This is a genomic window from Mesorhizobium sp. M4B.F.Ca.ET.089.01.1.1 (assembly GCF_004022605.1).
GTDB classification, from domain to species: domain Bacteria; phylum Pseudomonadota; class Alphaproteobacteria; order Rhizobiales; family Rhizobiaceae; genus Mesorhizobium; species Mesorhizobium abyssinicae.
Genome location: NZ_RZOS01001091.1, coordinates 1 through 723, shown reverse-complemented (window position 1 = coordinate 723; position 723 = coordinate 1). Strand labels below are relative to the sequence as shown.

At 58.8% G+C, this 723-nt stretch carries 1 pseudogene; it reads right to left on the bottom strand.

Going from position 1 to position 723, the window contains the following annotated elements:
* Positions 1–657 (bottom strand): annotated as a pseudogene (locus EN780_RS36185) (hypothetical protein); the annotation flags it as partial.
* Positions 658–723: the final 66 nt, after the last annotated feature.

Genomic DNA, 723 nt, shown 5'->3' with positions numbered 1-723 from the left:
GTCCTGCACCGGGCCGGCATTCTGGCCGGTTTTTGTCGAAACGCTCGCGGAATTGTAGCATCCGATTGGGGTTGAAGTCGCGATCGTTTCAGCCAGCGCTTGGGCACCGTTTCCTATGCCTTCCGGGGGCTCAAGAAATCCGAAGTTGCCTGGACCAGCGGCAGCCCCGTTTCCGACCTTCCTTAGTTCGATGAGCCGGCGATGCACGGCCGGGTTGGAAACGGCCTGCTCAAGCGTGTAGCCGCCGGCGTCGTTTGTTCCGTTCACCATCTCATAGGGATTGCACATGAAGACCGGTGTAAAATCGCAGACGCCGGAGGTGAAACCCGCCACCGCAACTGCTCCGACATTGAAGCTGTCACTGGCGCCGGACGTTATAAAAGAGGCTGGGAAGATTGCGGCAAATCCTTCGGGAACGACTGTCACCTGGATGAATCGCGTTTCTATTTCTCCGACGGCAGGAGTGGCGTCCGCGAGATAAATTGCCTGGTTGGCAGTTGTTATCTTCGTTCCGTCCGCAGCGGGAATCGCCTTGAGAAAGCACCAGGAAATACTTCCGGCGCTATTGCATCGAGTTGCGCCGCCCGGTTGACCGGAGGTCAGAGTGAATCTGCCCGCAGTTGAGAAGTTGCTTTCATTATCGACCAGGGTCGCCATGGCACGCTCGGCTCGCGCCCAAGAACCAGTCGTCCCGTCCAGTTCGGCGGCCGCCGCCAGCGCAAA